At 69.5% G+C, this 246-nt stretch carries 1 protein-coding gene; it reads right to left on the bottom strand.

All coding sequences use genetic code 11. The features are described 5' to 3' along the window. Positions 1-8 precede the first annotated feature (8 nt). The coding region (locus I8J34_RS24480) for a site-specific integrase (RefSeq protein WP_508626342.1) at positions 9-246 on the bottom strand (238 nt) is incomplete at its 5' end.

Genomic DNA, 246 nt, shown 5'->3' with positions numbered 1-246 from the left:
GCTGTGCCTCAGGCTGTGAGGGGTAATGTTTTTTTAAGGCCGCAGCCGGCCACCACCTTGCGCAGCGTCAGCTGTACGCCGCCACGGTCGAGCGGCGTGCGTGCGAGCGCCGCCCCCTTGAGGCCGGCGTGGCGGTTGGGAAAGAGCAGCTCGGGATGGCGATGCGTCTGCCAGAAGCGGCGCAGCACCGCCAGGGTCGCACGGGGCAGCGGCACCAGGCGGTCCTTGTTGCCCTTGGCGTCACGG

This window comes from Denitromonas iodatirespirans, assembly GCF_018524365.1.
Lineage (GTDB): Bacteria > Pseudomonadota > Gammaproteobacteria > Burkholderiales > Rhodocyclaceae > Nitrogeniibacter > Nitrogeniibacter iodatirespirans.
Note: the sequence above shows the minus strand (reverse complement) of the source record. Positions and strands in the feature narration are given on the sequence as shown.